At 57.3% G+C, this 23754-nt stretch carries 20 protein-coding genes; 7 read left to right on the top strand and 13 right to left on the bottom strand.

Going from position 1 to position 23754, the window contains the following annotated elements:
• Positions 1–122 precede the first annotated feature (122 nt).
• The 4 genes from EXR70_00625 to EXR70_00610 all read left to right on the top strand — a co-directional run bounded on the left by EXR70_00625 (position 123) and on the right by EXR70_00610 (position 4919).
• The gene (locus EXR70_00625; GenBank protein ID MSP36977.1) at positions 123–1682 is read left to right on the top strand and encodes an FAD-binding protein; all 1560 of its coding nucleotides are present in this window, start codon (positions 123–125) and stop codon (positions 1680–1682) included.
• Positions 1683–1800: 118 nt separating this feature from the next.
• A complete protein-coding gene (locus EXR70_00620; protein MSP36976.1) occupies positions 1801–3297 on the top strand; it encodes a YdiU family protein in 1497 nt (498 codons plus the stop codon).
• A 56-nt stretch (positions 3298–3353) separates the two neighbouring features.
• Positions 3354–3755, top strand: a complete 402-nt coding sequence (locus tag EXR70_00615) for a hypothetical protein (GenBank protein MSP36975.1) — start codon at positions 3354–3356, stop codon at positions 3753–3755.
• A gap of 90 nt (positions 3756–3845) precedes the next feature.
• Positions 3846–4919 (top strand): M28 family peptidase, encoded by a 1074-nt coding sequence (locus EXR70_00610; protein MSP36974.1) that lies wholly within the window; start codon positions 3846–3848, stop codon positions 4917–4919.
• Between the two features lie 105 nt (positions 4920–5024).
• Here EXR70_00610 and EXR70_00605 read toward each other — a convergent pair whose 3' ends face one another.
• Complete coding sequence (locus EXR70_00605) at positions 5025–6365, bottom strand: MmgE/PrpD family protein (GenBank protein ID MSP36973.1); 1341 nt, start codon at positions 6363–6365, stop codon at positions 5025–5027.
• 162 nt (positions 6366–6527) lie between these two features.
• Positions 6528–7547: an ABC transporter substrate-binding protein gene (locus tag EXR70_00600; protein ID MSP36972.1), complete on the bottom strand. Its 1020-nt coding sequence runs from the start codon at positions 7545–7547 to the stop codon at positions 6528–6530.
• A gap of 158 nt (positions 7548–7705) precedes the next feature.
• Between EXR70_00600 and thiD the strand changes: the two genes are divergently transcribed.
• The gene (thiD, locus tag EXR70_00595) at positions 7706–8503 is read left to right on the top strand and encodes a bifunctional hydroxymethylpyrimidine kinase/phosphomethylpyrimidine kinase (GenBank protein MSP36971.1); all 798 of its coding nucleotides are present in this window, start codon (positions 7706–7708) and stop codon (positions 8501–8503) included.
• Between the two features lie 64 nt (positions 8504–8567).
• Here the strand turns inward: thiD and EXR70_00590 are convergent, their stop codons facing one another.
• The 11 genes from EXR70_00590 to gyrB all read right to left on the bottom strand — a co-directional run bounded on the left by EXR70_00590 (position 8568) and on the right by gyrB (position 21743).
• A complete protein-coding gene (locus EXR70_00590) occupies positions 8568–9281 on the bottom strand; it encodes an orotidine-5'-phosphate decarboxylase (protein ID MSP36970.1) in 714 nt (237 codons plus the stop codon).
• Positions 9282–9329: 48 nt separating this feature from the next.
• Complete coding sequence (locus tag EXR70_00585) at positions 9330–11051, bottom strand: proline--tRNA ligase (GenBank protein MSP36969.1); 1722 nt, start codon at positions 11049–11051, stop codon at positions 9330–9332.
• A 149-nt stretch (positions 11052–11200) separates the two neighbouring features.
• Positions 11201–12298: a flavodoxin-dependent (E)-4-hydroxy-3-methylbut-2-enyl-diphosphate synthase gene (locus EXR70_00580; protein ID MSP36968.1), complete on the bottom strand. Its 1098-nt coding sequence runs from the start codon at positions 12296–12298 to the stop codon at positions 11201–11203.
• Between the two features lie 77 nt (positions 12299–12375).
• Positions 12376–13221, bottom strand: coding sequence for a KH domain-containing protein (locus tag EXR70_00575; protein ID MSP36967.1), 846 nt, complete (start codon positions 13219–13221; stop codon positions 12376–12378).
• A 30-nt stretch (positions 13222–13251) separates the two neighbouring features.
• Positions 13252–14841: a membrane protein insertase YidC gene (locus EXR70_00570; protein ID MSP36966.1), complete on the bottom strand. Its 1590-nt coding sequence runs from the start codon at positions 14839–14841 to the stop codon at positions 13252–13254.
• Positions 14842–14850: 9 nt separating this feature from the next.
• On the bottom strand, positions 14851–15063 hold the full coding sequence (gene yidD / locus EXR70_00565; GenBank protein MSP36965.1) for a membrane protein insertion efficiency factor YidD: 213 nt from the start codon (positions 15061–15063) through the stop codon (positions 14851–14853).
• Between the two features lie 14 nt (positions 15064–15077).
• On the bottom strand, positions 15078–15443 hold the full coding sequence (rnpA, locus tag EXR70_00560; GenBank protein ID MSP36964.1) for a ribonuclease P protein component: 366 nt from the start codon (positions 15441–15443) through the stop codon (positions 15078–15080).
• Positions 15444–15452: 9 nt separating this feature from the next.
• The gene (gene rpmH / locus EXR70_00555) at positions 15453–15614 is read right to left on the bottom strand and encodes a 50S ribosomal protein L34 (GenBank protein MSP36963.1); all 162 of its coding nucleotides are present in this window, start codon (positions 15612–15614) and stop codon (positions 15453–15455) included.
• Between the two features lie 86 nt (positions 15615–15700).
• On the bottom strand, positions 15701–16708 hold the full coding sequence (locus tag EXR70_00550) for an NAD(P)-dependent glycerol-3-phosphate dehydrogenase (protein MSP36962.1): 1008 nt from the start codon (positions 16706–16708) through the stop codon (positions 15701–15703).
• A 58-nt stretch (positions 16709–16766) separates the two neighbouring features.
• The gene (gene gyrA, locus EXR70_00545; protein ID MSP36961.1) at positions 16767–19238 is read right to left on the bottom strand and encodes a DNA gyrase subunit A; all 2472 of its coding nucleotides are present in this window, start codon (positions 19236–19238) and stop codon (positions 16767–16769) included.
• 66 nt (positions 19239–19304) lie between these two features.
• Positions 19305–21743, bottom strand: a complete 2439-nt coding sequence (gene gyrB / locus EXR70_00540) for a DNA topoisomerase (ATP-hydrolyzing) subunit B (protein MSP36960.1) — start codon at positions 21741–21743, stop codon at positions 19305–19307.
• Positions 21744–21982: 239 nt separating this feature from the next.
• Here gyrB and EXR70_00535 point away from each other — a divergent pair, with 239 nt between their 5' ends.
• Positions 21983–22690, top strand: coding sequence for a hypothetical protein (locus EXR70_00535; protein ID MSP36959.1), 708 nt, complete (start codon positions 21983–21985; stop codon positions 22688–22690).
• 16 nt (positions 22691–22706) lie between these two features.
• Positions 22707–23582: an AEC family transporter gene (locus tag EXR70_00530; protein MSP36958.1), complete on the top strand. Its 876-nt coding sequence runs from the start codon at positions 22707–22709 to the stop codon at positions 23580–23582.
• Positions 23583–23754 lie beyond the last annotated feature (172 nt).

Genomic DNA, 23754 nt, shown 5'->3' with positions numbered 1-23754 from the left:
CCTATAAGAACGCTCTCCGAGTGAACGCGAGCGAAGCTCTTCGTGAATCGCGAATCTGCTGCTATCATTATGGTGCAGACGAGAGTTACGGCAAATAATTGAAGGATAAAAACCTTCCGAATATGAACATCAAAGAATTGGTTCTGACACCGGCGGAAGCTTTTGACGAGGCTTTGTTCATACCGGCTTTGTATAAGAAGCTGGCGATTACCCGCGCCGGCAATCGGGTGGTCGTGCCAGTGAAACGTTCGGTGGATGCGCGCGGCCGTAACATCGTTGTCCGCGTCCAGTATGAAATCGTCGAGCGCGCCAACATACCGCCGCGACGTACCAAAGATTATCCTTCGGTACATAACAAAGAGCCAATCGTCATTATCGGTTCCGGCCCGGCCGGTTTGTTTGCCGCGCTAAGGTTGATTGAATTGGGCTACAAACCGATCGTGCTCGAACGCGGCAAGGACGTGCAAGCGCGCCGCTACGATCTCGCCGCCATCAATAAAGAACAGGTCGTCAATCCCGACTCCAACTATTGCTTCGGCGAAGGCGGCGCGGGCACTTACTCCGACGGTAAATTATACACACGCTCTAAGAAACGCGGCGACGTTCAGCGCATCATGGAAATATTGGTCGCCCACGGCGCCAAGGAAGACATTCTTTTCGACGCTCATCCGCACATCGGCACGAATAAATTACCCAAACTCGTCGCCGAACTGCGCGAGAGTATCAAACAGGCGGGCGGAGAAGTCCATTTCGAAACCCGCGTGACAGACTTCGTGCTCGACGGCAACAAAATCAAAGGCGTGCGCACCCAGCATGGCGATGTCATCGAAGGGCGGGCAACGATTTTAGCCACCGGCCACTCCGCTCGCGATATATTTCGCTTACTGAACGATAAAAAGATTCTTATCGAAGCGAAGCCATTTGCCTTAGGTGCGCGCGTGGAGCATCGGCAAAGCCTGATCGACAGCATTCAATACCACTGCCAGGACGAACGCGGCGCGTATTTACCCGCCGCGGCCTACGCGCTGGTGCATCAGGCGAAGATCGATGGCAAAGCCAAAGGCGTCTTCTCGTTTTGCATGTGCCCCGGCGGCTTCATCGTGCCGGCGGCGACTGCGCCGGGCGAGTTGGTCGTCAACGGCATGAGCCCGTCGCAAAGAAATGCCCGCTTCGCCAACTCCGGCATCGTCGTCGCCGTCGATGAGAACGATTACCAGCATCTCCAGCGCTTCGGCGCTCTCGCCGCCATGGAGTTTCAGGCGGAAGTCGAACGAAATGCTTGGGACGTCGCCGGCAAGTCGCAAGTCGCGCCGGCGCAGCGCTTGGTCGATTTCGTTAACGACAAAAAATCCTCCACGTCGCTCGACACCTCATACCATCCCGGACTAATTGCCGCGGACATGCGCGCATTCCTGCCGCCATTTATCACCGATGCGCTGCGTCAGGGATTTCAAAGCTTCGGACAAAAAATGCCAGGCTACCTAACCAACGACGCGCAGATCATCGGCGTCGAAAGCCGCACCTCTTCGCCAGTGCGCATCCCCCGCGACAAAGTGAGTTTACAGCATCCACAGATTGCGAATTTATTTCCCTGCGGCGAAGGCGCGGGTTATGCTGGCGGCATCGTCTCAGCGGCCATGGATGGCGAGCGCTGTGCCGAGGCTGCGGTGAGATCGGAATAAAGACATGAACCACGAAACACACGAAAGGCATGAAAGAGGGAAAAAGACTCGGAACTAATTTTCGTGTATTTCGTGCTTTTCGTGGTAAAAATCTTCGGGCCTAAAGGAAGTCGCATTCATGATGTATATTCCAAACAACACCGCTGCCGCGCGATTCACTTTCGACAATACTTACGCCCGCGAACTCGAAGGTTTCTACATGCCGTGGAAAGCTGCGCAGGTGGCGCAGCCGACGTTAGTGAAGCTCAACTACGCGTTGGCCGAAGAGTTGGCGCTCGATGCCGCTGCTCTCGATTCCGACGAAGGCGCGCGAATTTTTTCCGGCAATGAAACTCCCGCAGGTGCGCTGCCGCTGGCCCAAGCCTACGCTGGCCATCAGTTCGGCGGCTTCTCGCCGCAGCTCGGCGACGGCCGCGCGCTGCTCTTAGGCGAAGTTATCGACCGCAACGGCCGGCGCCGCGATATTCAGCTCAAAGGTTCCGGTCCCACTCCCTTCTCGCGCAATGGCGACGGCCGCGCCGCGCTCGGACCGGTACTGCGTGAATATCTAATCGGCGAAGCGATGCACGCGCTCGGCATCCCGACTACGCGCGCGCTCGCCGCGGTGACCACGGGCGAACAAATCTTTCGCGAGACCGCGCTGCCGGGCGCGGTTTTGACGCGCGTCGCGGCGAGCCACATCCGCGTCGGCACTTTCCAGTTATTCGCCGCCCGTGGTGAGCAGGACAAGGTGAAACGCTTGGCCGATTATGTGATCGGACGCCATTATCCCGAAGTGAAAAACCACGCGAGTCCTTACCTCGCCTTACTCGCCTGCGTATGCGACAGACAAGCCGCTCTCGTCGCCAACTGGATGCATGTCGGCTTCATCCATGGCGTGATGAACACCGACAACATGACGATCTCCGGCGAGACCATCGACTACGGCCCATGCGCCTTCATGAATCGTTACGATCCGGCGACGGTCTTTAGCTCCATCGACAGCCGCGGCCGCTACGCCTTCGGCAATCAGCCGAGCATCGCGCAATGGAACCTCGCGCGCTTGGCCGAGACGCTGTTGGCGTTGATCGACGCCGACAGTAACCGCGCCATTGCGCAGGCTAGCGAGGTGATCAACGCCTTTCCCCAACAATACGAACGCCAGTGGCTGCAAGGCATGCGCGCGAAACTCGGACTAGTGACTGAAGACGAAGCCGATCTCAACCTGGCCACCGGATTTGTCACTGCGATGGGGAACCAGGAAGTTGATTACACACTGGCGTTCCGTAACCTCGCCGAAGCGGTCTCAGGCGACGAAGAAAAAATTCGCGCACTGTTCGCCAATGCGTCCGCCTACGATATCTGGAGTGAACACTGGCACGCGCGGCTGGCGCGTGAAGAAATAACACCCGCGCAGCGCGCGCAGATGATGCGGCGCGTCAGTCCCGCATTCATTCCACGCAATCACCGTGTCGAAGAAGCCTTGAGCGCCGCCGTGGAGCGCGGCGATTACGCCCCCTTCGAAACGCTGCTAAAAATTTTATCGCGACCGTTTGACGAACAACCGGAGTTTACTGCGTTCAGGGAACCGGCGCCGGATGGACAGGAAGGCTACAGGACTTTTTGCGGTACCTGATCCCAGTTAACTGTCTCGACATGCCATAACAAACTCTTGGATCGAGGAACGATCAAATGAAAAAGCCAGCGATATCGATGCAGCGAATCCTTGCGAGCTTTGCCCTGATGATCGCCGTATTGTCGAGCAACGCGGCCATGTCGCAGATGGACAAAGGACCGAAGACTGAAAAAACTTACGGCATTGGACTGCCGCGGGATCACGGTTCGCAGTTGTTTGCCGACAAAGACTATCCGGTATTTCCACTCAAACCGGGACAGGAAATCTATAAGGACATCGATGGCGCGCGCATGAAGAAAGATGTCGTCGCTTTGTCGCAGATCGCGCTGCGCTACCGCGACACCGTCAACAAACAATGGTGGGGCCGCTTCCCTGGCACCGACGCCGACAAAGCCGGCATGAAGTTCATGACCGATGAATTTACGCGGCTGGGTTTGAAAGTCGAGTCCTTCCCGTAGACGTTGCCAAGAGATTGGCTGCCGCAAAGTTGGAACGCTAGTTACACCACAGCGAACGGCAACAAGATCGAACTCGCGACTGCATTCCCAGTGTCAGGTACCAAAGGAACGAGCGCCAGCGGCATTAGCGCTGAAGCGATTTGGGTTGGCATCGGCGCCCAGGCTGATTTTCTCGGCCGCGATGTCAAAGGCAAGGCCGTTATCATCTACAGCACCTTCGTTCCCGGCGGCCGTAGCCATTCGGCTTCCGATCGCGCCGGTTTGTTCAATGCCAATGCGCGCGCGCAGCAACTCGGCGCCGCCATGGTGATCAACGTCATTGCGGTCCCCGGCAACGGCCAATTCCAACCCGAAGGCGGACTCAGCAACATTCCGCAGATGACCGTCAGCCAGGACGAAGGCTTCGCTCTGCGCGACCGGCTCGGCGCCGGCGAGAAAATTATTTTCACGCTGCACTTGAATACTCCGCAGGTGACCAACGTCGAGACCGCGTGGACAATGGCCACTCTGCCAGGCGCGTCGGACGAACAAATCGTGATCATGACGCACACCGACGGCTACTTCCAAGCCGCGACGGATAACAATTCCGGCATGGCCGGCGCACTGGAATTAGCGCGCCACTATGCGGCGATACCGCAGGCGCAGCGTCCGCGCACCATGGTGTTCATTCAGTTTCCCGATCATCACCATGGCGAAGTTGCCCGCGGCCGCAAAGACGTCGGCATCGACGCGACTTACAATTGGAGCAAGGTCGCGCTCAAGCTCACCATGGAGCATCCCTCCGAGACGCTCCTCTACATGTACAATTCTGATTTAACCGCGACCAACCAGATGAGCTCTGCGCGGTGGAACGCTTTGGGTAGCGCGGAGTTTGAGAGAATGGCTTTCGAGCAGCTGCGCGACTTCGGCGTGTCGGTTTACGGCGTCGAAGACGGCCCCAAGAACGGCAACTACGCGCCGTCCATCCACATCATCAACCACGTCGTCTACCACACCAGCCTCGACACCCCCGAGATGGTTCCCGCCGAAGGCATGAGCCGCTCGGTGCGCGCGTTCGCCTCGATCATCGACCACGTCAACAAAATGACAATGGCTCAGCTGCGCGGCCCAAACTTCCCGCCCAAAGATGGCCGCGGCACGATTGTCGGAGCGATCGGCGAGTAACTTTCGCGTGTTTCGAGAAAGTATGGAAAAAAATCTGACCCTGCATCCCGACCTTGATTGTTGAGTTATGACGTTCATATGACGCCGTACGTCGCTGCCGCGCGCTCACTTCATCAAGAACGGCATCAACTCGCGCACATCCGAAAGCTTATCAGCTTCCCACAACGCGCGGTGCGCTTTCGCCGCTTTCTCCGCGCCCATCACCGCAGCCGCTGACCCGTCAAATTTTTGCTGCACCATCGCGTCGCTCATGGGTGTGTCCATCATCCCGGTCGGATGCGGAATCCGTTCGGTGTATTTCGTGCCATCGTTCAACTCGACAGTCACGCTCACAGTCCAGCGCGGCAGAGACGGGTCTTCGCTGATATCGATGCGATCGTGGATCGATGCGACTAGCGGGTCGACGGCGCGGGCGTCGGTGTACTGGGCCGGCAGCGCTTGGCCGTCGAGAAATCCTACGGCCATGGAATGGTAGTAGCAGAATTTCGATTCGGTGCCGGTGCGTGGATGACGGCGGCGCACTAGCGCGGGCGCAGCCGCGAGCACGCTGCCTTGAATATGTTTTACGGTGTCGGCGGACACGCCGGGCTTTTGGCGGAGCTTGATCATCGCGTCGATGAAGGCGTGATTGGCGACGCCGCAGGCGTAAGGTTTGAGTCCGTTGGCCGGCAACTCCCAATGACTACCGAGATCTTTAGTCGCTGATGTAATGTCGTGTCCGGTGGCCATCACGCCGACCAGGCCGCGCTCGCCTTCGAAGATGCCGTCGGTGGCGGTGAAGCCGCGCTGCGCCAACAGCGCGGCGACCAAACCGTTCTGCGCCGCTTTACCGGCGTGCAAGGGTTTACACATGGAACCGAACACCTCGCGCACGCCGCTCGCCTGGGTGCCGGCGATGGCGAAGGCGTAAACCATTTGTTGTTCAGTAAGTTTGAGCAGGCGGCCCGCGGCGGCGGCGGCGCCGAGCACGCCGCAGGTGTTGGTGATATGCCAGTGCGCCGCGCCGTCGCGAAAGTTTTTGTAGATCACCAAGCCGATGCGGCAAGCGACCTCGACGCCGACGGCAAATGCCGCGAGCAACTCTCGCCCACTGATACCGCGCTGCTCGCCCAGCGCCAGCGCCGCCGGCAAGATCGGTGCGGTGGGATGGATCACCGTTGAATGGGTATCGTCATAATCCTCGAAGTGTCCCAAGAAACCATTTGCCAACGCCGCGTTCTGCGCCGAAGTGCGCAACCCGCTGCCAACAACGGTCGCTTGCTCGGTGCATCCTTCGGCGCGCAGGAAATCGAGCATGATGTTGATCGACGGATCGAGGGTCGCGTATAGCGCCACGCCGGCGTAGTTCATCAAACAGCGCTTGGCTAAATGCATGATCTCCGCCGACACATTTTCAGTCGGAAAGTCTAAGACGAACTGCGCCAGCGCGGTTTCCGTTTTTCCCATGATGATTCCCCTGTTTGCCTATAGTCAAAGAAGGTTAACCACGAAACACACGAAATCCGAAAAAAACTCCGGTCCTATTTTTTCGTGCCTTTCGTGTATTTCGTGGTTATATCTCCGTTCCCAGTCCCAGCGCGGCAGGAAATTCGAGGATAAAATCTACAATCACTTCGCCGAATAAACCCCATACATCCGGTCGATAAAACCGCTGTCGTCGAGTTTGCGCATGATGCTGCGGTCGATGATCTCCTCCAGCTTAACCTCGCCGACGCGTGGGTTGCTGGTCGTCATCAGGCGCTGCACGTTGCGCACACCTTCAAGCGAAGGATGGGGCCTCTTTTCCAGGCCGCCGCGGGTCAGTAATTCTTGATAGCCGTCTTCGGCGATATTCATCTCGGTGATCCGCAGCCGGCGCATGACGCTTTTCAGCACCGCGCTTTTGCTTTTCGCCGACCAGGTAAACGCCAAGCCTTCGACCAGCGCGCGCAAAACATTTTCGACAATCTCCGGCTGGCGCTGCAGATAAGTTCTTCTGACCGCCACCAGATGATTCATCATCGGCAAATTGGCCTGAGAAAAATCGGCCAACGAAATCATACCTTTGCTCTTCGCTTTGCGGCTGAAGGCGCCGTCGAGCACGGTGGCGTCGATGGAGCCGGCTTCGAGCGCTTGACTGCGAAAGGTGTTGTCGCCGACGACCAGTACGCGAATATCGTCGCGCTTCGGTTCCAAGCCCAACGACTCCAAGCCGAGCATGGCGCCCATCCAACCGCCGCCGCCGATGCTTTGCACGCCGAAACGCTTGCCGCGCAAATCTTCCGGCCGCTTGATGCCCGGTCGGACGATCAATTCGTCGGTCACCCGATTGTTGAATCCGGCGACGACGACAAAATCGGCGCCCTCGGCGATGGGCGCGAGGATCGAGCTGGCGGTCCAGCCGATCTGAATGTCGCCGGACAACATGCCCGACATCAGCGTCGGCCCACCGCGCATGTAGATAATCTCCGAGTCGATACCGTACTTACTGAAAAAGCCCTGATCCTGCGCGACCCAGAGCGGCGCCACGCGGAAATTCATCGCCGCATGCGCGATGACCACCTTGGGCCTAGCCGCCGCGGCAAGCGCGTCTGTCCAATTGACGAGAGAAACACACAAATAGACTAAGATTACGGAAATTTTGCGCATTAACCCCAATGCCTTTAATCTGAAAGAGTATTTACCACAGTGACGCAACGCGGCAAACGTATCTCGAATGATCTCGCGCCAAGCCCGCCAAGGCCACAAAGGTCGGTCAATGGAAGATCATTCGCAACCTCGTGCCTGCTTTGCTACGATTGAAATTAATGAAAGCTATTCGTAAAGTATTGACCATCGCAGGCTCCGACTCCGGCGCGGGCGCGGGGATTCAGGCCGATCTGAAGACTTTCGCGGCGCTGGGCGTCTACGGCACATCGGCGATCACTGCGATCACGGCGCAAAATACCGTCGGCGTCACTCAAGTCTTGGCGCTCAGTCCGAAATTAATTGGCGCGCAGATCGACGCAATCATCGATGACATCGGCGCCCATGCGCTCAAGACCGGCATGCTTGCCAATACGGCGATCATCGACATGGTCGTAAAAAAAATTCGCCAGCATCGCTTGAAAAACATCGTCGTCGACCCGGTGATGGTGGCCACTTCCGGCGATTTGCTGATTCAAAAAGACGCCGTCGCGGCTTTGCGCAACAAACTGATCCCGCTGGCGAGTGTGGTCACACCCAATATTCCCGAAGCCGAAGAACTCACCGGCATGAAATTGCTAACTACGGTAGAAATAAAAGAAGCGGCAAGGCGAATCGTAAAAATGGGCGCGCAAACCGTGGTCATCAAAGGCGGCCATCTCAAAGGGCCGGCCATCGATCTATTCTACGACGGCAAGAAGTTTTATGAATTGTCCGCGCCGCGCATTCGAACCAAGAACACCCACGGCACCGGCTGCACGTTTTCGGCGGCGATCGCGGTCTATTTAGCCCAAGGCGAAAAGCTCGACCGCGCCGTCGCGCTGGCGAAAAAATTTATCACTCAAGCGATTCAGTCGAGCTTCTCCATCGGCGCCGGCCACAGCCCGGTAAATCATTTCTATCGCACCTGGAAAACCTAGCCCGTCGAAAATCTGGAATTTGGAATCTGTAATTTGAAATCAGCAATGCCGCGCGAAAGCGCGGCTACTTGGCCAGTTCCATATCGGCGACGATCGCCCGCGCCGCGGCGACTGGATCCTTCGCTTCAATAATCGGCCGGCCGACGACGATGTAATCGACGCCGGCGCGCACGGCGTCCTGGGGCGTCATCACGCGCTGTTGATCGTTGTGTTGGGTTTCCGCCGGGCGAATGCCGGGCGTGACGATAATGAAACGGCGGCCGCACGCCGCGCGAATATCGGTCACTTCCTGGGGCGAGGCGACCACGCCGTCCATGCCGGCCTCTTGGGTGAGCGCGGCCAAGCGCACGACTTGCGCGGCGACCTGGGTTTCAACGCCGACCCGCTTGAGATCGTCCTGATTCAAACTGGTCAGCACGGTTACCGCCAGCATGATCGGCTGGCGCCGTTTCTCTTGGCGGCACACCCGGCGCACTTCCTTGACGGTCAGGCGCATCATTTCCAAACTGCCCGAGGCATGCACGTTGAACATTTTGACGCCCAAGCGCGTCGCTTCGATGGCCGCCTTGGCGACGGTGTTGGGAATATCGTGAAATTTGAGATCGAGAAAGATTTCGCCGCCCAGCTCTTGAATCAAACGCACCGCTTGGGGCCCGGCATGGGTAAAAAGCTGCTTGCCGATCTTGAACATGCCGACCTCTTTGGCGAGCAGCCGGACGATGTTCTGGGCTTGCTCCAAGGAGTCGACATCCAGCGCGACGATCAAACGGTCGCGCATGGAACCCCGTTTTCGCACTAGCTCGAGCTTGGAAGCCATGGTGTAAATTTACAAAGCTTGGGCGATCAGATTTTTAATCGTCTGCACCGCGTCGCCGACGGCGATCTCTTCGGTCTTGCCGTCGCGGCGCCGGCGTAGCTCGTAGCAACCTTTGTCCAAACTTTTCGCGCCGATGGTGATGCGCAATGGAATGCCGACCAGATCGGCGTCTTTGAATTTCACCCCCGGCCGCTCGTCGCGGTCGTCGAGCAAAACATCGACACCGGCTTGTTGCAATTCTCCATACAGCTTATCCGCCGCGTCGCGCAACTTTTCTTCCAGGTAATTGATCGGCAAAACCAAAACTTGAAACGGCGCGATGGAAAACGGCCAGATGATGCCGTTAGCGTCGTGATTTTGTTCGATCGCCGCCGCCACCATGCGGCTGATGCCGATGCCGTAGCAGCCCATCTCGATGGGCCGCGCCTGACCTTCGGCGTCGAGAAACGTCGCGCTCATCTTCTCGCTGTATTTGGTGCCGAGATAAAAAACCTGGCCCACTTCGATGCCGCGGTGGGCTTCCAACTTGCCACCCGCGCAGCGCGGACAGGGATCGCCGGCGGTGGCCAAACGCAAATCGGCGAATGCCGACGGCGTAAAGTCGCGCTCTTGATCGACTTGGACATAATGCGCGTTAGCTTCATTGGCGCCGGTCACCGCGCCGCGCATCCCTTGCACGCTCAAATCGGCGAGCACACGCAGTTTCAAACCGATGGGACCTAAATAGCCTGGCACCACACCGGTAGCAGTAGCCACGGCGGTCTCATCGGCCAGAGCCACTTCGCGGCAGCCAAGCACCGTGCGCAGCTTGAGTTCATTGATTTCATGATCGCCGCGCACCAGCGCCGCGATGAGTTCATCGCCGTCGGTTTTGTAGACCAACGTCTTGATGAAACGCTCAGCGGATAATTTTAGAAAGCCCGCTACGTCGGGAACAGTCTTTTTCCCCGGCGTCGAAACTTTTTCCAACGGCGGCGCTTCCTCACCGACGGTACGTCCTGCCGGCTGACCCGCTTTGATCTCGGCTTTCTCAACGTTGGCCGCGTAATCGCAACTGTTGCAACTGACGATCGCGTCTTCACCGGACTCGGCGAGCACTTGGAATTCATGGGATAGGCTGCCGCCGATGGCGCCAGTGTCGGCCTCCACCGGACGAAAGCTCAAACCGCAGCGCGTGAAGATGCGCTTGTAGGTTTGATACATGTTTTCATACTCGCGCCGGCAGTCGTCGATGTCGGTGTGAAAACTGTAAGCGTCCTTCATGATGAATTCTCGGCCGCGCATCAAGCCAAAGCGCGGCCGTACCTCATCGCGAAATTTGGTTTGAATCTGATACAGATTCATCGGCAGCTCGCGGTAGGAACGCACCGAGCGGCGCACTAAATCGGTGATAATTTCTTCATGGGTCGGACCGAGGCAAAAATCTCGTTCGTGGCGATCTTTGAAGCGCAAAAGTTCTTTACCGTAATATTCCCAGCGGCCGCTCTCCTGCCAAAGCTCGGCGGGAGAAGAGATCGGCATGAGCAGTTCCTGCGCGCCGGCGCGGTCCATTTCCTGACGCACGATGTTTTCGATCTTGCGGATGACTTTTAGCGCCAGCGGGAAATAATCATAAATGCCCCGGCTGATTTGGCGAATATAACCGGCACGCACCAGCAGTTTATGGCTGATGACTTCCGCGTCCGCCGGCACTTCTTTCAATGTCGGTATGAGAGTTTTGCTCCAACGCATAAATGGTTCGTATTACCCGACCTCACCACGAAGGCACAAAGGACACGAAGGGTTCAAATAATTAATGCTCCGACCTTCGTGCTCTTCGTGTCCTTCGTGGTGGAAACTGTTTTCTCATTTGCCGGTTAGTCAAACCGAGAGAGACGAAATCACGCATCCGCGGCGGCGCTTTGTTCGGCGGCTTTTTCGGCGGCGAACTTTTCCACTTCTTGCATCAGCGCGTCGACGATTTCAGCTTCGGGAACTTTGCGAATCACTTCGCCGCGCTTGAAGATCAGGCCGATGCCTTTGCCGCCGGCGACGCCGAGATCGGCGGCGCGCGCTTCGCCCGGACCGTTGACTTCGCAGCCCATCACCGCGACGTGGAGATTCAAATTGCTGTAGGGCAACATGCGTTCTTCGACTTTTTTCGCCAGGCCGACCAGATCGACATCGGCCCGGCCGCAGGACGGACAAGCGACGAAGGTCAGACCATCTTTCTTGAGACCCAGCGCCTTGAGAATTTCCCGCCCGACACGCACTTCTTCCACCGGATCGGCGGCCAGCGAAACCCGGATCGTGTCGCCGATGCCTTCGGCGAGCAAGGTGCCCAAACCGACAGCCGATTTGATCGTGCCCACCGTCGGCGTGCCCGCTTCGGTGACGCCGAGATGAAACGGATAATCGACCTGATCGGCGAGCGCGCGATAGGCTTCGATCATCATCAACGGATCGGAGGCCTTGAGTGAAATTTTAATTTCGCGGTAGCCGACGTCTTCAAGGATATGAATGTGGCGCAGGCCGCTTTCGACCATGCCCTGGACCGACGGGCCGTTGTACTTTTGCAGCAGATCTTTTTCCAGCGAGCCGGCGTTGACGCCGATGCGGATAGGAATTTTTCTTTCCGACGCCGCCTTCACCACCTCTTCGACATACTTGCGCGCGCCGATGTTGCCGGGGTTGAGACGCAAGCCGTCGACCCCTTGCTCGATGGCGATCAAAGCTAATTTGTAATTGAAATGGATGTCGGCGACCAGCGGAATGCGGATGCGGTTTTTAATCTCGCCCAGTTGCTCGGCCGCTTCGCGTACCGGCACGGCGCAGCGAATGATGTCGCAGCCGGCGGCTTCCAAGGACCAGATCTGCTGCACCGTGGCGCGCACATCGCGGGTGTCGGTCTTGGTCATCGACTGCACGGTGATCGGCGCGTCGCCGCCCACGGTGAGCTTGCCAATCTGTAACGGTCGGGTTTTTCGGCGTTCAATCATGGCATGACTATAGAGAAGCGACCTGCTGGGGTCAATCGCGCCGCTGTCAACGTCGATTAGTAATTTCGGCGCGCCGCTCAGCTCTCTTCGTCCGGTTCCTGCGGTGCCGCGGCCTTAGGAGCTTCTCTTTGCGGCCGCCCGTCACGGGGCTCTTGAGCGCCCGGCGCGGCTTGGTTTTTGATCTTTCGATCCCCTTCGGGAATGATCAACAAGCGTCGATACGGACCTTGGCCGAGGCTGCGGGTGGTCAACCAGGGATCGTCTTGCAGCGCCGCATGAACCACGCGCCGGTCGGCGGCGTCCAGGGCATCGACGGTGACGGTCTTACGCTGCCGCTTAGCTTTTTCTCCCAGCCGCAACGCCATGTCTTCGAGAGAACGGCGGCGCCGCTCACGGTAGTTTTCGATATCGATGATAATCTGCGCGCCTTCGCCGCTCTGGCGCTCGCCGGCGATGCGCTCGACTAGATACTGCAGAGCTTCCAACGTCTGACCTTTGCGGCCGATCAAAAGACCGCTCTCCTCGGTTTTGATTTCGAGGATAATCTCGGCGCCATTGGCGGCGCTCTTTTGTTCCACCGTGGCGGCGATCCCCATGCGCTTGAGAATTTCGCACAGCACGGCGCGGGTTTTCTCAATCGCCGCCGATTGATCGACGGGCGCGGCCGGTTCCGCTAACACAGCTTGCGGTAATTCTTCTTCCCGGCGCCGCTCCAATGCCGGCACCGCCGGCGCTTTGGGCGCAACGCTTTTAGTTCTCAGCTCGGCCCGCACTTTGGCCTTTTGCGCGCCGAAGCCGAAAATCCCTTTGCGTCCTTCGCTGATAATATCGACGGTCACTTTGTCGCGTTGGACACCGAGCTGCTGGAGCGCGTTTTCGATGGCGGCGTCGATGCTATCGCCTTCGCTTTCGACAAAATCCATGACTTAAACCTTTCTCAAAATCGCCTAGCTTTACCTACGGTTGATCCAATACTGTTGGACGATGCTGAGGACATTGTTGACCAGCCAGTAAACCGTCAGACCGGCGGGAAACGACACGAACATGAAAGTAAACATCAGGGGCATCAGCATCATCATCTTGCGCTGATTGGGATCCCCCGCCGTCGGCGTCATCCACTGCTGCAAAAACATGCTCGCGCCCATGAGAATCGTCAGAATCGGCACACCGAGATGCCAGTCATTGAAAATGAACGGCAACGATTCCCAATCCGGCCGGGCCAGGTCCTGAATCCATAGAAACGGCGCATGGCGCAGTTCGATGGGCGTGCCGAGCACGCTGTAGAGCCCGTAAAACACCGGCAGCTGCAACACCATGGGCAAGCAGCCGCCCAGCGGGTTGACGCCGTTGCGCTTGTAGAGCTCCATGATTTCACGGTTGAGCTGTTCTTTGTCGTTGGCGAATTTTTCCTTGAGCTTTTCCATTTGCGGCGCCAACTTTTGCATCGACTTCATCGACGCCATGCTCTTGTGGGTGAGCGGCCACATTAGAAGCTTGATCAGGATCGTCAGAATGATGATATCGACGCCGTAGCTCGCGGTGAAGCGATGGAAGAAATGGAGGATATTAAGCAGCGGCTTGGAGACAAAACCGAAGTAGCCGAAGTCGATGGCACGCTCGAAACCTTTGCCCATGGATTCGAGCAGGTCGAAATCCTTCGGGCCGATAAATAATGTGTAGCGGCCGCTGGTCGCCGGTCCGCCCACCGACGCCGTCAGCGCCGCGCCGGTTTGGCGTACGGAAAATTTATGCTGGGCGCCATTCTCCGGCAGCAAAGCGAAGAAAAAATAAGTGTGCCCGAAGCCGGCCCAGGAGACATCGCCGCTGAACTCGTGCCCCTTGAGCGCATCGGCAGCGGTTTCGCGCTTGATCTTGTTATCGACCAGGGCGATGAAACCCTCAAACGGCGCATCATGATTGACCACGCTGTGATCGCTTCTATCGGTCAGCAACACTTCCGGCGCCATGGCCGCGCCTTCAGCCCCTTTGACTGCGACCTCGAGACCGATGGCATACTTGGCGCCGGAAAAGCTCAGGGTTTTGGTAACTACCGTGCCGTTGGCACTCTGGCCGGAAAATATCACGGTGCCTTTGGCATCGCCGGATAAATTTAGATCGGCGCCTTGAACCGAATAATTGATCGCCCCGTCGTCGGCCGCGGCCAAGCCGACACCCAAAGGCAACGGCACGCCGGCCGTGATGATTTCAAACGGCGGGCTCTTGAGGTCCGACGTGCTGCGATATTTTTTGAACTTAAAACTCTTGAGCCGCGCGCCATGGCTGGTGAACACCGCAGTATAATTGTCGGTCTCGACGGTGATCTCTTTGGCCGGCTGACCGGCAGGCACCTGGGCTGGCGCAACCGCCGCTGGGGCGACTGCGGCCGCGGCCGGTGCTGGCGCAGCCGTGGGCTCCGCGCTTTTGGCGGCGGTCGGCGCCGGTTCGGCGACCGGCGGCGGGCCATAATAATAACTAATGAACTCCTGGTAACCGACCAACACCATTACCGATAGAGCGATGCCAATGAGCGCGCGTTTATCCATGGATCAAATTTATTTCACCGGATCGTAACCGCCGTCACTGCCGGGATGGCAGCGCGCGATACGCAACAAGCCGAAAAAAATTCCTTTAAGGACTCCGTATTTTTGAATGGCAGTTTCGCTATACGCCGAACAACTAGGGTAAAAGCGGCAGGCGGCAGGCAGCCACGGCGATACTCCTTGGCGATAGCCACGCAGCAGCAGACCGAGCAGGTTTCCTGTTATTTGCTTGATACGCTTCACGCTTTACGCCGGCTTCGTTGATTTGAAAAAGCCCGCTCCAGTTCGCCGGCGATCAGATGGTTGGCCAGAGTCGCGGCGCCGTTGCGAGCGATGACGAGGTAGTCCGCTGCTAGCGGCAATGAACCGCGGCGGCGGCGAAAAAACTCCCGCACCTGACGCTTGATCCGATTGCGCACGACGGAATTGCCGACCTTGCCGCTCACGGTGATCCCCAAGCGGCTTTCGGCACCGTCATTGACCCTGCTGATCACGACAAAATTAACCGATTGAAACTTGCTGCCGGTGCGTGACAGTTGCAAAAACTGTGGCCGTTTTCGTAGGCGGGCCGTTTTGGGAAACCGCTCACTGCCGCTCAAGGACATGGGCCGGGCTTAGGTGCGTATCCGTTTGGGCGGCACGCTGACCGTGAGCTTTTTCCGCCCCTTGGCGCGCCGCCGCCGGATCACATTGCGGCCGCCGGGGGTTTCCATGCGGGCGAGAAAACCATGGGAGCGCTTTCTCTTTATGTTACTCGGTTGATAAGTGCGTTTCATAGAAATGATACTCCCTCGGGCCGCCAGCGCGGCCAAGTCGCTATTTGAACCATACCGGCTCGCCGAAGTCAATTTTGCCGGCGATATTAGCCCGCCTCAGATTTCAACGAACGCTGCATGAGATCGCGCACCGCCGCTGCCGGCGCCTTGGCTCCATAAAGCACCGCGTGCATCTGTTCGACGATCGGCATCTCCACGCCTAAGCTCTCTGCCAATAAGAACAGCGATCGGGTATTGCGCACGCCTTCCGCCACGCTCCGGGTGGAGGCGGTGATCTCGGCCAAACTTTTGCCGGCTGCGATCTGCAAGCCGACACCACGATTACGGCTCAAGTCGCCGGCACAGGTAAGAATCAGGTCGCCCAAACCCGGCAAACCGGCAAGGGTCATCGACTCCGCACCCATACGGGTGGCTAAACGCGTCATCTCGGCCAAGCCGCGGGTAATTAACGCCGCCCGCGCATTTTGCCCCAACCCCAGACCATCGCTGATGCCGGCGGCGATGGCGATAATATTTTTTACCACCCCGCCGATCTGCACGCCGACCACGTCCGTCGAAGTATAAACTCGCAAGCTCGGCGTATTTAAGATTTCCTGCACGGTCTTCGCCACCGACTCGAAGTAAGCGGCAGCAGTCACCGCCGCCGGCAGGCCGCGCGACACCTCGATGGCGAAGGTCGGCCCGGAAAGAAAAGCCTGCCGGTTGCGGTTATCCGGGCCGAAAATCGAGCCGAACAGCTCGCCCATGGTGCCCAGCGTTCCTTCTTCCAATCCCTTGGTGCCGCAAAGCAATATCGTCTCGGGCGCGATTTGCACTGCCGCGGCGGTAAAAACTTCACGCACCGCGTGGGACGGCACGGCGCAAATCACTAACTCTTTGGCGGTAACCGCGGCGGCCAACGACTGGGTCGGCGTCACATTGGCGGGAAGCTCGATGCCAGGCAGATAGAGACGATTTTCACGCCGTTCGGCAATATCGCGAAAGCATTCAGAGCCGTGGCACCAAAGCGCGACCCGGTCATCCTTGTCCGCCAACACTTTGGCCAGCGCCGTGCCCCACCCGCCGGCGCCGACGACTCCAATCTCCCTAGCCATACTGATTTTAGAAAATCGTCCAGATCATGGCGCGCGCAACTGCCAACACCAACGCCGGCTATTGCTCAGTGTCAACCGGACCGGCTTCGTCTTCCTCTTCTTCTTTTTCGGCCAAGCGCGCCAGCGAGACCACTCGCTCGCCCTCTTCGAGTTCGATCAAACGCACGCCTTGAGTGTTGCGGCCGATGACTCGGATGTCCTTGACGCGCAGGCGAATGATCTTACCGATATTGGTGATCAACATGAGCTGGTCTTCGGTGGTTACCTGTTGCACGCCGATCACCGGACCGGTCTTGTCCGTCGTCTTCATGGTGATGATGCCCTTGCCGCCGCGCGACTGGAGCCGGTACTCGGTCATCTCGGTACGCTTGCCGTACCCGCCATCGGCCACCGACAGGACATCGAAACCGAAGGTCAAAATTTCCATGCTGACGACGTGGTCGTCGGGGTCAAGACGCATACCGACAACACCGAAGGTGCCACGCCCGGTGGAGCGCACTTGCTCTTCTTTGAAACGAATCGACTGGCCGGCAGCAGTCGAGAGAATAATTTCCTGCTGGCCATCGGTGAGCCGCACCGCGATCACTTCGTCACCATCCTCGATGCCGATGGCGCGGATGCCATTGGCGCGCGGATTGGCGTAGGCCATCAACTCGGTTTTCTTGATCAAGCCTTTTTTGGTCGCGAAAACGATGTTGCGCCCTTCTTGGAATTCGCGCACGGTGAGAAACGCCGAAACCTTTTCGCCGGCTTCGAGATTGAGCAGATTGATAATCGGCTTACCCCGCGCCGCCCGGCTCGCCTGGGGCAACTCGTGGACCTTGAGCCAGTACACTTTGCCGACAGTGGTGAAAAACAGAATGTAGGAATGCATCGAGGCGATAAACAAATATTCGACGAAGTCCTCTTCCTTGGTGGTGGTGCCGATCTTGCCCTTACCGCCGCGCCGCTGGGCGCGATAAAGCGTCACGGCATTGCGCTTGATATAGCCTTCGTGGGAAATCGTCACCGCCATATCTTCGTCGACGATCATGTCTTCGATCGAAATATCATCGGAGTGATCGACGATCTGAGTGCGCCGCTCGTCGCCATACTGCTTCTTGATCTCTTTGAGCTCGCCGACGATGATGCGGTAGATCTCGTTCTCGTCGGCGAGAATCGCCCTGAGCTTGGCGATCAGGTCGACAGTCTCGCGGTGCTCTTCCATGATCTTGTCGCGCTCTAAGCCGGTCAAGCGCTGCAATCGCAAATCGAGAATCGCCTGGGCCTGCAAGTCGCTCAGCGCGAAGGTGCTCATCAAGCCGTCTTTGGCGGCTTTACCGTCGGCGGAATTGCGGATCAACGCGATCACCGCGTCGAGGTTGTCGAGCGCGATGCGAAAGCCTTCCAAAATATGCAGCCGCTCTTCGGCCTTGCGCAGTTCGTAGGCGGTGCGCCGAGTGACCACTTCCCGGCGGTGGTTGAGAAAACACTTGAGCGCTTCTTTGAGCGTCAGCAGCTTGGGCTTGCCGTCGACGATGGCGAGCATGTTCATGCCGAAGGATTCTTGCAGCGCGGTATGTTTGTGCAGCTGGTTCAAAACGATCTCGGCGATGGCGTCGCGCTTGAGCTCGATGACGATGCGCATGCCGTCGCGGTCCGATTCGTCGCGCAGATCGCCGATGCCTTCGATTTTTTTGTCGTTGACCAGCTCGGCGATCTGTTCGATCAGCCGCTTCTTGTTCACCTGATAAGGAATTTCGCTGATGATGATCTGCTCTTTGCCGGTGCGCTTGACGGTTTCGGTAAACGCCTTGCCGCGCATCTGAATGATGCCCTTGCCTTCATGGTAGGCGCGGATGATCGGTTCGCGGCCATGAATGAAACCGGCGGTGGGAAAGTCCGGACCGGGGATATGGCGCATCAACTGCTTGATCGTCATGTCGGGATTGTCCACCAGCGCCACCAAGGCATCGATCACTTCGCTTAAATTGTGCGGCGGAATGTTGGTCGCCATGCCGACGGCGATACCGGCGGAGCCGTTGATCAGCAAATTGGGAATGCGCGACGGCAGCACCGACGGCTCCCTGAGCGAATCGTCGTAATTGGCGACGAAGTCGACGGTGTCTTTTTCAATGTCGGCGAGCATCTCCTCGGCCAACAGGGTCATGCGAATTTCCGTGTAACGCATGGCGGCGGGATTATCGCCGTCGATGGAGCCAAAATTTCCCTGGCCGTCGACCAGCGGGTAGCGCAGGTTGAAGTCCTGGGCCATGCGCACGATCGTGTCGTAGATCGCCGTGTCGCCATGGGGATGATACTTACCCATGATGTCGCCGACCAGACGGGCGGACTTCTTGTAGGGCTTATCCGAAGTGTTGCTGGCATCGTACATGGCGTATAGCACGCGCCGATGCACCGGCTTCAGTCCATCGCGCACATCGGGCAACGCCCGGCTGATGATGACACTCATGGCGTAGGCCATGAACGACTCGCGCATCTCTTCTTCGATGTAAACCGGAACCTTTTGCGGTCTGATAGTCGCTTCCATGAATGCTCGCTAACTTAACTGCGTGATGGGTTTCTCGGAGCAGCGTTTAAAAATTCTGCCGATGCACTAGACGTCTAAGTTTTTCACCGTCAGGGCGTTATCTTCGATGAACTTACGGCGCGGCTCGACTTCGTCGCCCATCAAGGTCGAAAAAATCAAATCAGCCTCCACCGCATCCTCGACGCGCACCTGCAAGAGCACCCGGGTCTCGGGATTCATCGTGGTCTCCCAGAGTTGTTCGGGGTTCATCTCGCCCAATCCTTTGTAGCGCTGGATATACTGCCCGCGCTTGCCGCCTTCCTTGACGTAGGCGAGAATCTCGCCAAAGGATTTGAGCTGCGTCTTGCTGTCGCCATCTTCGATGGCGTAGGGCGTGACGCCAATGACGGACAACTCTTCGAACAGTTTTTTGATCTCTTTGAATTCCGCGCCGGTGATAAATTCGCGATCGATGACAGTTTGATAGCCGGTACCGTTGCTGCGCGTGGTGACCACCAGCTTGAAACAGTTATGCTCGGGGTCTTCGTCGAGAGCACAGGACAGCGGCGCCTGCTCGGGCGCGGTCAAAGCTACGTAGGCGGCCAAACGGCTCTCTAAATTTTGCAGCGCCGCTCGGTCTCTTAATGTCTCCTCGCCGAAACCATCTTCGAACAGCAGCGCTTCAACTACAGTGCGGTTTTTTCGCTTACGGCCAATGGAGATTAGCAACTTTTCCCAGCGGGCAACTCTTTTCACGTAGGCTTGCAACGGTTGACCGGTGAGGCCGTTATTGCCATTGCCGGCTTGCCCGCCGCGCACGCGCACACCTTCGGTGCCGAGCTCGATCAGATGATCTTCGAGCATCGCCTCGTCCTTGAGATACCGCTCGGTTTTACCTTTTTTGATTTTATAGAGCGGCGGCTGGGCGATGAACAGATAACCTTTCTCGACCAGCTGCGGCATCTGGCGATAGAAAAAAGTCAGAAGCAAAGTGCGGATATGCGAACCGTCGACGTCGGCGTCGGTCATGATGATGATCGAATGGTAACGCAGTTTGGCTTGGTCGTAATCTTCTTTGACGCTGGTGCCCAAGGCGGTGATCATCAGGCGAATTTCTTGGGACGAGAGCATTTTGTCGAAGCGCGCCTTCTCGACGTTCAAAATTTTACCCTTGAGCGGGAGAATCGCTTGATTGCGCCGGTCGCGTCCCTGCTTCGCTGAACCGCCGGCGGAATCGCCCTCGACCAGATAGAGTTCGCTCAAGGCCGGGTCGCGTTCTTGGCAATCGGCGAGCTTGCCCGGCAACGAACCGGAATCCAGCGCGCCCTTGCGCCGCGCTAAGTCTTTGGCCTTGCGCGTCGCTTCACGCACCCTTGCCGCTTCGACGCCTTTGTTGACGATCTTTTTCGCGTCGGCTGGATGCTCGCTGAGATAACTGCCGAACTTCTCATTGATCAGCGCTTCGACGATGCCCTTCACTTCGCTGTTACCGAGCTTGGTTTTAGTCTGCCCCTCGAACTGTGGCTCGGGAACCTTAGCGCTGATCACCGCGGTCAATCCTTCGCGCACGTCGTCGCCCTGGAGATTCTCCTCGTCCTTTTTGAGCAGGCCGCTGTTAACCGCGTAGCTGTTGATCGAACGGGTCAGCGCCGAGCGAAAGCCGATTAGATGGGTGCCGCCCTCGATGGTGTTGATGTTGTTGCAGAACGAAAAAACGTTTTCCGTGTAACCATCGTTCCACTGCATGGCGATTTCGACTTCGACGCCGTCTTTCTCGCCTTCGAAATGAACCACTTTGGCGTGGATCGCGCTCTTAGCGCGGTTCAAATGCTCGACGAAGGAAAGCAAACCGCCCTTGTAGACGAATTCATGTTTTTTCTGCGACCGTTCGTCGTCGATGGTGATTCTGATGCCGCGGTTGAGAAACGCCAATTCGCGCAAGCGCTGTGAGAGAATATCGAAGCTAAACTCGCTGACCTCGAAGATCTGACTGTCCGGTTTGAAAGTGACTCGCGTGCCACGCTCTTTGGTTTTGCCGACTTCTTTGAGCGGTGCTTGGGGATCGCCGCGTCGATAACTTTGTTGATAAACCTTGCCGTCCCGTTTGATTTCAATTTCCAAGGCTTCCGACAACGCGTTGACCACGGAAATACCGACACCATGCAAGCCGCCGGAAACTTTGTACGAATTCTTGTCGAACTTACCGCCGGCATGGAGTTTGGTGAGCACCACTTCGGCAGCGGAAATCTTTTCGGTGGAATGCATATCGACGGGTATGCCGCGGCCATTGTCGACCACGGTGACGCTGTTATCGATATGAATGGTGACTTCGATGGTGTCGCAGTGGCCGGCGAGAGCTTCATCGATGGAGTTGTCGACGACTTCATAAACCAAATGATGCAAACCGCGCTCGCTGGTGTCGCCGATATACATGCCGGGCCGTTTGCGCACCGCTTCAAGGCCTTCTAAAACCTTGATGTTGTCCGCGCCGTATTCGATCTCCGCTGGAGTTTTTGGATCAGCCATTTTCACCCATCGCCGAGTTGGAAATTTTGCTTGAAAAGTTGTGGACTTAGGAAGACTTACAACCGCTTTGAATAGTACCGGAATGGCCCCCAAAAGTAAAGCTCAAGAGTGCCGCTAAGCCGTTGATAGTTAATGCAAAAAAAATGATTTTTGGGGGCGGGAGCAAATCCCCGTGAAAGTTCGCTGAAATCGCTCCGCCAAGGTTGACAGCTCACCACTACTAAGGGAAAAGGAGTGGCATGCAAAGCCTGATCGCGGCGTTCAAATATCTCACGGTTTGGGGCCGCATAAATGTGATTCAGCCGACGCCGTCATCGATCGGTAGCGGCGCGGTGTATTTCCCCATGGTCGGCATCGCTCTCGGTTTTATTTTGGCGCTACTCAACTACGGACTGAGTACCTACATCGATGCGCAGATTCTTAGCGTCTCTTTAGTTGCGATATTACTAATCGCCACCGGCGGCGCACCGCTCGAAGGCATCAAGCAGACCGTCGAAGCATTCGTCAATAATCCCGCGCGCGCTGATAACTCCGGTGAAAAAATTGCTGGCTTGGTAACGATCATTTTTATCATTCTGTTCAAAGTCAGCGCGATCAACAGTTTGGATGACACACTGACCATGAGCTTGCTGCTGACGCCGGCGCTGGCGCGTTGGGCGTTGGTGATTTTTATCTATGGCTACCATGACCGTTGCGCAGAAACGCCCCGGCGCATTGCTGAAAACGTCCGCTTCTGGCATCTCGTAGTGACGACACTGGCGACCCTCGGTCTGACCGTCTACTTAGTCGGACGCAAAGGACTGTGGCTCGCCTTGACCTTGTCAGCCTTGGCCTTATTCGCCCGCAGTCTATTGCATCGCCGCCACGCGGTTCTGACCCACAGCAACTTTGGCGCCGCCATCGAGTTCAGCGAAACTCTGAGCTTGGTTATGTTAGCAACGCTCTGAGCAGCATATTTTTTTCATGGAAATTTTAAAGCCCCTTTCTCCGGTCCTGCAGGTCTTTTTGTTGATCGCCGCCGGTTTCGTTTTCGCCCATTGGAAAAAAATCAATCTAACCTCCGTTACCGAGCTGATCGTCTACCTGGGCACGCCGTCGCTGGTGTTTAGTTCGCTGGCGAGCAAACCGCTCTACGCCGGCGACATTGGCGTACTGTTGAGCGGCATTTTGCTGATCTTCGCCGGCGTCGGCTTGCTGATCCGGATTTATTTTTTGCTCTTTCGATTCAGTTCCCGCGGCTTCGCCCTGCCGGCGTTGTTCATGAACGCCGGCAACATGGGCATACCGCTGGCGCTGTTCGCCTTCGGCCCGGCCGGCATGCAGCGGGCGACGCTGCTGTTCGTGATCATCACCTTTCTCCAATACTCGCTGGGAATTTATATTTTGAACGGCCGCGGCAACTGGACGGAAATTTTTCGCCTGCCGCTGATCTACGCGACCCTCACCGGGCTAGGGTTTAATTTATTGCAAATCAAATTGCCGGAAATCTTGCTCCAGCCCATCGGCTTGCTCGGCCAAGCGACGATTCCGTTCATGCTGATCAGCCTCGGCTATCGTCTCCATGAAGTCGAATCGCTGCAATGGGGCCATGCGCTGGGCGGCGCGCTAGTGCGCATGGTCGGCGGCTTTGCCGCCGCCAATGTCGCGGTCTATTTGATCGGCGCCCAGGGCGTCAACCGCCAAGTCTTGCTGCTCTACGGCGCGCTCCCCGCCGCCGTGATCAATTTCGTCCTCACCGAAAAATACCGCCAGGATCCGGCGCTTGCCGCTTCCATCGTCGTCATCGGCACGTTTCTCTCGCTACTGACGATTCCGCTGGTGTTGTGGCTGATTCTTTAACGCGCGAAATAATTTTTTGTAACTGTTGTAGCAAAGTGATTATGTCAGGGGTTAACGGCAACGTAATTATGTCAGGGTGGAAGGATGACAACCCTGACAATGAAAGACGAGAAACGACTAGACGTAATTCAACAAGTATATCGCAGCGAGATCACCGTGGTTGAGGCCGCAC

Source organism: Deltaproteobacteria bacterium, assembly GCA_009692615.1.
GTDB lineage: Bacteria > Desulfobacterota > Binatia > UBA9968 > UBA9968 > DP-20.
Note: the sequence above shows the minus strand (reverse complement) of the source record. Positions and strands in the feature narration are given on the sequence as shown.

Coding starts and splice junctions, on each gene's coding strand:
- rpmH (MSP36963.1), bottom strand. CDS start 15,614: ATGAAACGCACTTATCAACCGAGTAACATAAAGAGAAAGCGCTCCCAT.
- rnpA (MSP36964.1), bottom strand. CDS start 15,443: ATGTCCTTGAGCGGCAGTGAGCGGTTTCCCAAAACGGCCCGCCTACGA.
- EXR70_00580 (MSP36968.1), bottom strand. CDS start 12,298: ATGATTGAACGCCGAAAAACCCGACCGTTACAGATTGGCAAGCTCACC.
- EXR70_00605 (MSP36973.1), bottom strand. CDS start 6,365: ATGGGAAAAACGGAAACCGCGCTGGCGCAGTTCGTCTTAGACTTTCCG.
- EXR70_00550 (MSP36962.1), bottom strand. CDS start 16,708: ATGGCTAGGGAGATTGGAGTCGTCGGCGCCGGCGGGTGGGGCACGGCG.
- EXR70_00535 (MSP36959.1), top strand. CDS start 21,983: ATGCAAAGCCTGATCGCGGCGTTCAAATATCTCACGGTTTGGGGCCGC.
- EXR70_00575 (MSP36967.1), bottom strand. CDS start 13,221: ATGGATTTTGTCGAAAGCGAAGGCGATAGCATCGACGCCGCCATCGAA.
- EXR70_00530 (MSP36958.1), top strand. CDS start 22,707: ATGGAAATTTTAAAGCCCCTTTCTCCGGTCCTGCAGGTCTTTTTGTTG.
- EXR70_00615 (MSP36975.1), top strand. CDS start 3,354: ATGAAAAAGCCAGCGATATCGATGCAGCGAATCCTTGCGAGCTTTGCC.
- gyrA (MSP36961.1), bottom strand. CDS start 19,238: ATGGAAGCGACTATCAGACCGCAAAAGGTTCCGGTTTACATCGAAGAA.
- gyrB (MSP36960.1), bottom strand. CDS start 21,743: ATGGCTGATCCAAAAACTCCAGCGGAGATCGAATACGGCGCGGACAAC.
- EXR70_00600 (MSP36972.1), bottom strand. CDS start 7,547: ATGCGCAAAATTTCCGTAATCTTAGTCTATTTGTGTGTTTCTCTCGTC.
- EXR70_00585 (MSP36969.1), bottom strand. CDS start 11,051: ATGCGTTGGAGCAAAACTCTCATACCGACATTGAAAGAAGTGCCGGCG.
- EXR70_00590 (MSP36970.1), bottom strand. CDS start 9,281: ATGCGCGACCGTTTGATCGTCGCGCTGGATGTCGACTCCTTGGAGCAA.
- thiD (MSP36971.1), top strand. CDS start 7,706: ATGAAAGCTATTCGTAAAGTATTGACCATCGCAGGCTCCGACTCCGGC.
- EXR70_00620 (MSP36976.1), top strand. CDS start 1,801: ATGATGTATATTCCAAACAACACCGCTGCCGCGCGATTCACTTTCGAC.
- EXR70_00570 (MSP36966.1), bottom strand. CDS start 14,841: ATGGATAAACGCGCGCTCATTGGCATCGCTCTATCGGTAATGGTGTTG.
- EXR70_00625 (MSP36977.1), top strand. CDS start 123: ATGAACATCAAAGAATTGGTTCTGACACCGGCGGAAGCTTTTGACGAG.